This window comes from Aeromicrobium sp. (assembly GCF_036676885.1).
Taxonomy (GTDB): Bacteria; Actinomycetota; Actinomycetes; order Propionibacteriales; family Nocardioidaceae; genus Aeromicrobium.
In genome coordinates, this window is sequence record NZ_JAKFCB010000411.1 from 1 (window position 1) to 5,952 (window position 5,952).

The 5,952-nt window shown below is 70.3% G+C and carries 6 protein-coding genes; all 6 read left to right on the plus strand.

From position 1 onward, the window contains the following. Positions 1 to 1,234, plus strand: a 1,234-nt coding sequence (locus V6M46_RS19180; protein ID WP_332668061.1) for an acyl-CoA dehydrogenase family protein, incomplete at its 5' end; no start/stop codon positions are given. Next, positions 1,231 to 1,989, plus strand: a complete 759-nt coding sequence (locus V6M46_RS19185; RefSeq protein WP_332668062.1) for an SDR family NAD(P)-dependent oxidoreductase — start codon at positions 1,231 to 1,233, stop codon at positions 1,987 to 1,989. The genes V6M46_RS19180 and V6M46_RS19185, both read left to right, overlap by 4 nt. 12 nt (positions 1,990 to 2,001) lie before the next feature. Next, complete coding sequence (locus tag V6M46_RS19190) at positions 2,002 to 2,769, plus strand: SDR family NAD(P)-dependent oxidoreductase (protein WP_332668063.1); 768 nt, start codon at positions 2,002 to 2,004, stop codon at positions 2,767 to 2,769. 64 nt (positions 2,770 to 2,833) lie between these two features. After that, positions 2,834 to 4,345, plus strand: coding sequence for a class I adenylate-forming enzyme family protein (locus tag V6M46_RS19195; protein ID WP_332668065.1), 1,512 nt, complete (start codon positions 2,834 to 2,836; stop codon positions 4,343 to 4,345). Positions 4,346 to 4,353: 8 nt separating this feature from the next. Then, positions 4,354 to 4,677: an EthD family reductase gene (locus tag V6M46_RS19200; protein WP_332668066.1), complete on the plus strand. Its 324-nt coding sequence runs from the start codon at positions 4,354 to 4,356 to the stop codon at positions 4,675 to 4,677. Next, positions 4,674 to 5,711: an MBL fold metallo-hydrolase gene (locus tag V6M46_RS19205; RefSeq protein WP_332668068.1), complete on the plus strand. Its 1,038-nt coding sequence runs from the start codon at positions 4,674 to 4,676 to the stop codon at positions 5,709 to 5,711. Before V6M46_RS19200 ends, V6M46_RS19205 begins: the two co-directional genes overlap by 4 nt. Positions 5,712 to 5,952: the final 241 nt, after the last annotated feature.

Genomic DNA, 5,952 nt, shown 5'->3' on the forward strand with positions numbered 1-5,952 from the left:
ACACCAGAGAGGGTTCCTCGTGGACTTCGACTACTCACCCCGCACCACCGCGCTGCTCGAGCGGCTCGAGACGTTCATGACCGAGCACGTCTACCCCGCCGAGGCGGTCTACGACGCCCAGGTCGAGGCCAACGACAATCCCCACGAGCAGCCGCAGGTCATGCGCGACCTGCAGGCGATCGCCCGTGAGCAGGGCCTGTGGAACCTCTTCATGACGCACGACGGACTCGGTGCGGGCCTGACGAACCTCGAGTACGCCCCGCTCGCCGAGGTCGTCGGCCGGTCGATCATCGGCAACGAGGCGATCAACTGCTCGGCTCCGGACACCGGCAACATGGAGATCCTCGCGATGTACGGCACCGACGCGCAGAAGGACGAGTGGCTCAAGCCGCTCCTGGAGTGCCAGATCCGCTCGGCGTTCGCCATGACCGAGCCCGATGTCGCGAGCTCGGACGCCACCAACATCACCTCGACGATCCGGCGCGACGGCAACGAGTACGTGCTCAACGGCCGCAAGTGGTACGCCTCGGGGATCCTCGACCCGGACTGCCGCCTGGTGATCTTCATGGGCAAGTCCGACGTGGACGCCCCGGCGTACCGGCAGCAGAGCATGGTCCTGGTGCCGTTGGACACCCCCGGCATCGAGATCCTGCGCGACCTGCCGATGTTCGGCTACCGCGACCGCCTCGGTCACGGCGAGGTGCAGTTCACCGACGTACGGATCCCGGTCAGCAACATCCTCGGCGAGGAGGGCGGCGGCTTCGCGATCGCCCAGGGCCGGCTCGGACCCGGGCGCATGCACTACGCGATGCGCGCCATCGGGTTCGCCGAACGCGCGCTGCAGCTGATGTGCCATCGGGCCGTGACCCGCGAGGCGTTCGGTGGCCCGCTCGCCGACCGCGGGGTCGTACGCGAGTGGATTGCGCGCAGCCGCATGGAGATCGACCAGATCCGCCTCCTGACGCTCCGGGCGTCGTGGCTGATGGACACCGCGGGCAACGCCGCCGCCCGCTCCGACGTCGCCGCGATCAAGGTCGCCGCGATGGAGACGGCCCACACGGTCGTCAACCGCGCGGTGCAGACGTACGGTGCGGCCGGTGTCAGTGACGACACGGTGCTGGCCCGGCTCTTCGCGATCACCCGAGCCCTGCAGATCGCCGACGGCCCGACCGAGGTGCACCTGCGGACGATCGCCCGGCTCGAGCTCAAGCGGCAGACGGCGGTGGCGCCGTGAGCGCCCGCGAGCTCGACGGCAAGGTCGCCCTCGTCACGGGCGCGACCCGTGGACTGGGCCGCGCGATCGCCCGAGGCCTGGCCCTCGAGGGCGCCACGGTCGTCGTGTCGAGCCGCAAGGAGGACGCCTGCGAGAAGACCGCGGCAGCGCTCGCCGAGGAGACCGGCAGCATCGTGACCCCCCTCGCCCTGCACGTCGGGCAGTGGGACGCGATCGAACCCGCCGTCGACGCGATCATCGCGCAGCACGGCAGCCTCGACATCGTCGTCAACAACGCCGGCATCGCGCCGCTCAAGCCTTCGCTGCTCGAGGTCCCCGAGGGGCTGTTCGACAAGACGATCGAGGTCAACCTCAAGGGCCCGTTCCGCCTGATGGCGGTCGCCGGCGCCCGGATGGCAGCCGCCGGAGGCGGGTCGATCATCAACATCTCGAGCATCGGCGCGGTCAGGCCCAGCCCGGCGGAGGCGATGTACTCGGCGTCCAAGATCGGCCTCAACGCGCTCACGATGGCGTACGCCCAGGAGTACGCGCCGACCGTGCGGGTCAACTGCGTCATGCCCGGCGCGTTCGAGACCGACATGGCGGCGGACTGGGACGACGAGTTCATCGGCCTGGTCGTCGACGGTCTCCCCGCCGGTCGCCTGGGCCGGCCGGAGGAGATCGTGGGCATGGTCGTCCACCTCGCCGGCCCGCGCTCCGGATACACAACAGGGTCGGTGATCGCCGTCGACGGCGGTCGTACGGCCGTCTACTGAGAGGAGCGAGTCATGAACCGATCACCCTTGTCGATGTTCGACCTCACCGGCCGCTCCGCGATCGTGACGGGCGCGTCGTCGGGCCTGGGCCTGGGCTTCGCCCGTACGCTCGCCGGTGCCGGCGCCACGGTCTACGCGGCCGCTCGCCGGCTCGACCGGCTCGAGGTCCTGGCCAAGGAGGACGAGCGCATCGTCCCCGTACGATGCGACATCACCGATGCCGACGATCGCCAGTCACTCGTCGACCGGGTCGTGGCCGATCACGGCAGGGTCGACGTGCTCGTCAACAACGCCGGCCGCGCCGGGCCGCCCGAGGCGGAGACCGAGTCACCCGCCGACTTCGCCGCACTCCTCGACCTCAACCTGTCGGCGGGATTCCACCTCGCCGTCGCCGTGACGCAGACCGTGGGCGAGGCGCAGCGGGCCTCCATCATCAACGTGTCGTCGGTCATCGGCATGGTCTCCACCGCCCCGATCGGCGGCGCCGGCTATGCCGCTTCGAAGGCCGGCGTCATCGGCCTCACGCGTGAGCTCGCCGGCCAGTGGGGACGCCGCGGCATACGCGTCAACACCGTCGTGCCGGGCTGGTTCGACACCGAGATGACCGACGGCCTGTTCACCAACGACGCATCGGCCGGCTGGGTCCGCCGCAACACGATGCTGGGTCGTGGCGGCCACGAGGGCGAGGTCGACGGAGCGCTGCTGTTCCTGAGCTCCGACGCCTCGACATACGTCACCGGCCAGACCATCGTCGTCGACGGGGGCTGGACGGCCCGGTGACCATGAGCGCACGATGCAATCCTGATGACGCCAACCTTGCGGTTGGCCCGGAAGAGGTAGGTACATGCAGCAACTGGTAGCGGAGCTCACAGCACGCGCCGAGACGGCGCCCGACACGATCGCCGTCATCGACGCCTCCGGCTCCCACACGACGGCCGAGGTGATGCGCGAGGCGGAGATCCTCTCGCGCGTCCTGGCCACGACCGTCGACGGCGCGCCGACCGTGCTCGTCCAGGCCGACAACACCTGGCGCACGATGTCTGCCGCGCTCGCCGTCGGCATGCGCGGCGGCCTGATCGCCGTGGTCAGCCGGCATGCGACGCCTGGTGAGTTCGCGATCGCGTGCAGCGACCTGGTGCCTGACGTGGTCATCGCCTCCGAGCCGGTGATCATCGGCTGGGACGTTCCCACGGACCACTTCTCCGCACGCTCCGAGGCGCTCGACGGCTGGACCGTCGCGGCGCGCCCGGGTGCCACCAGCGGCGTGGAGCGCTGGCGCGGCGGGGTCGTCGTGGCGATGACGTCCGGCTCGACCGGGAGGCCCAAGTGCGTCGTCCAGTCCGAGGAGGCACTGCGCTATGCCGGCCAGTGCACGATCGACGCCGTCGGGCTCCAGCCCGGCGACCCCGTCGGAGCGCTCGTCCCGCTGTCGTCGGTCGCGGCGTTCTGCTTCGGCATGTACCTGCCGGCGATGCTCGGCTCACCCATGGTCGCGCTGGACGGCTGGGAGCCGTCAGCGGCGCTGCACCTCATGGCGAAGCACGACGTGCGCTGGACGATGCTCGTCCCGACCATGGCGCTGCAGCTGTCGATCCTGCCCGACTCCGCCGGCAGCCTCTCGTCGCTGACCGCCATGACGGTGGGCGGCGGCCCGATGGACTCCGGAGCGCTCGGCCGTGCCGAACGTACGCTCGGCACGAAGTTCCTCCGCGTGTTCGGGATGTCGGAGTGCCTCGGTCACACGACTCCCCTGCCGACCGAGGACGAGGACGTACGGCTGGGTCGCGACGGCCGGCCTTTCCCCGGCACCACGGTGCGCGTCGTGGACGAGGCCGGAGTCCCTCGCGACGTCGGTGAGGTCGGCCAGCTGCAGGTGCAAGGACCGTCGTTCTTCGTCGGGTACGCCCGAAACGGTGCGCCCGAGCCGCCCGCCCTGACGGCGGACGGGTTCTTCCCCACCGGCGACCTGGCCCGGATCAACCCCGACGGGACGCTCAACATCGTGGGCCGCGAGAAGCAGATCATCATCCGCGGTGGCCGCAACATCGACATCAACGAGGTCGAGGCCGCGATCGCGCAGCTGCCGGATGTCGCGCAGGTCTGCGTCGTGCCGGTGCCCGACGACCTGCTGGGTGAGCGCGCCGCCGCGCTCATCGTCACGAGCGGCGCCGAGATCGACCTGGACGCCGTGACCGCACACCTCGACGCGGCCGGATTCGCCAAGTTCAAGTGGCCCGAGTTCGTCCATCGCGTGGCGGCGCTGCCGCAGAACCGCGTCGGCAAGCTGTCGCGCGACGACGCGGTCAAGCTCGCCACGGAGCTGAGCAGCACGCCGGCCGAACACCCCACGACATAGGAGAAGCCATGTACAACCTGATCGTCCTCGCCGCTCGCCCGCGTGACTGGACGCACGAGCAGTTCATCGAGTGGTGGCGCAACGACCACGCCGACCCGACGTACGCCCTGCCGGGCCTGCGGCGCTGGCACCACACCGAGATCCTCGAAGCCATGGGCGAGAAGTCTGAGGGGTGGGACGGGCTCTCGGTGCTCAGCTTCGACTCCAAGGAGGCGATGGAGGCCGCGCTCGCCAGCCAGGAGTGGCTGGACGCGGTGGCCGACGTCGGCGACATGCGGGGCCGCCGGATCGCCATCATGGGCGAGGAGAAGGTCATGGTGGCTCACGAGTGACCACGACCTCGGGTGTCCCGACCTCGGCCTGGACCGATCCCGGCTGCTTCGAGGTCGCGCCCGGCGTGCACCGCATACCGCTGACGATGCCCAACGACGGCCTGCGGGCGATCAACGTGTACGCGATCGAGACGCCGCGCGGGCTCGCGCTGATCGACGGCGGGTGGCGGGTGCCGTCGGCGCTCCGCGAGCTGACCGTCGCGCTCGCCACGATCCGCTACTCCCCCGCTGACATCCACGACGTGTACGTCACGCACATCCACCGCGACCATTACACGTTCGCGGTCGAGCTGCGCCGGCTCTTCGGCTCACGAGTGCACCTCGGCCAGCACGAGCAACCGGGTCTCCACGAGGTCATGGCGATCCGCACGAACGTCCCGGTGGGTTCCATCCGCGAGCTCGAGCGGGCCGGCGCCCCGGCGCTCGCCTCGGACATGATCGACCTCACCGCCGCCGAGCCGTTCGACGACGAGGCGTGGGAGCTGCCGGACTCCTGGCTCGACGCCGGGACGATCGACCTGGGTGGCCGTCAGCTCGAGGTCGTCCCGACCCCGGGACACACCAAGGGGCACGTCGTGTTCCAGGACCGGGTCAACGGACTGCTCTTCACCGGCGACCACGTGCTGCCGACGATCACCCCCTCGATCGGCTTCGAGCTCGGGGCCCGCGAGCTCCCGCTCCAGCACTACCTCGCATCCCTTCGGCTGCTGCTCACCCGACCCGACGGACGCCTCATGCCGGCTCACGGCTTCCCGACCGACAGCGTGCACGAGCGCGTCGAGCAGCTGCTCGGCCATCACGCCGAGCGGTTCGAGCAGGCCGAGCGCGTACTGGGCTCCCTCGGCACCCCGGCCACCGCACACGAGGTCGCCCGGCGGCTCCTATGGACCCGCCGGGAGCGCCGACTCGCCGAGCTCGATCCGTTCAACCAGATGATGGCGGTCTGCGAGACGCTCGCCCACCTCGACGTCATGGTCGAGGACGGCCGCGTCCACGCGACGTCGACCCCCGTCGCGATGTTCTCCGCACGCTGATCAGCCGGCGGTTCACTGGGCCGAGCGCGACGTGAGAACGAACGAGTGCGCCGGACCACCCGCGGCGGCATGACGTACCTCGATGCCTCAATCCGTTCGAGGTGGGTGAGGTCGTCAGTGGCCGTGGTGGCAATCGTGTTGAGCGGGTGGGCTTGACCGTGCAGGCCCGCCCGCCCCTACTTGGCCTCGCTGAGGTGGACCATGGCGTCGTAGAGCTGCTGGTCCGTCATTGGCGGCTCGG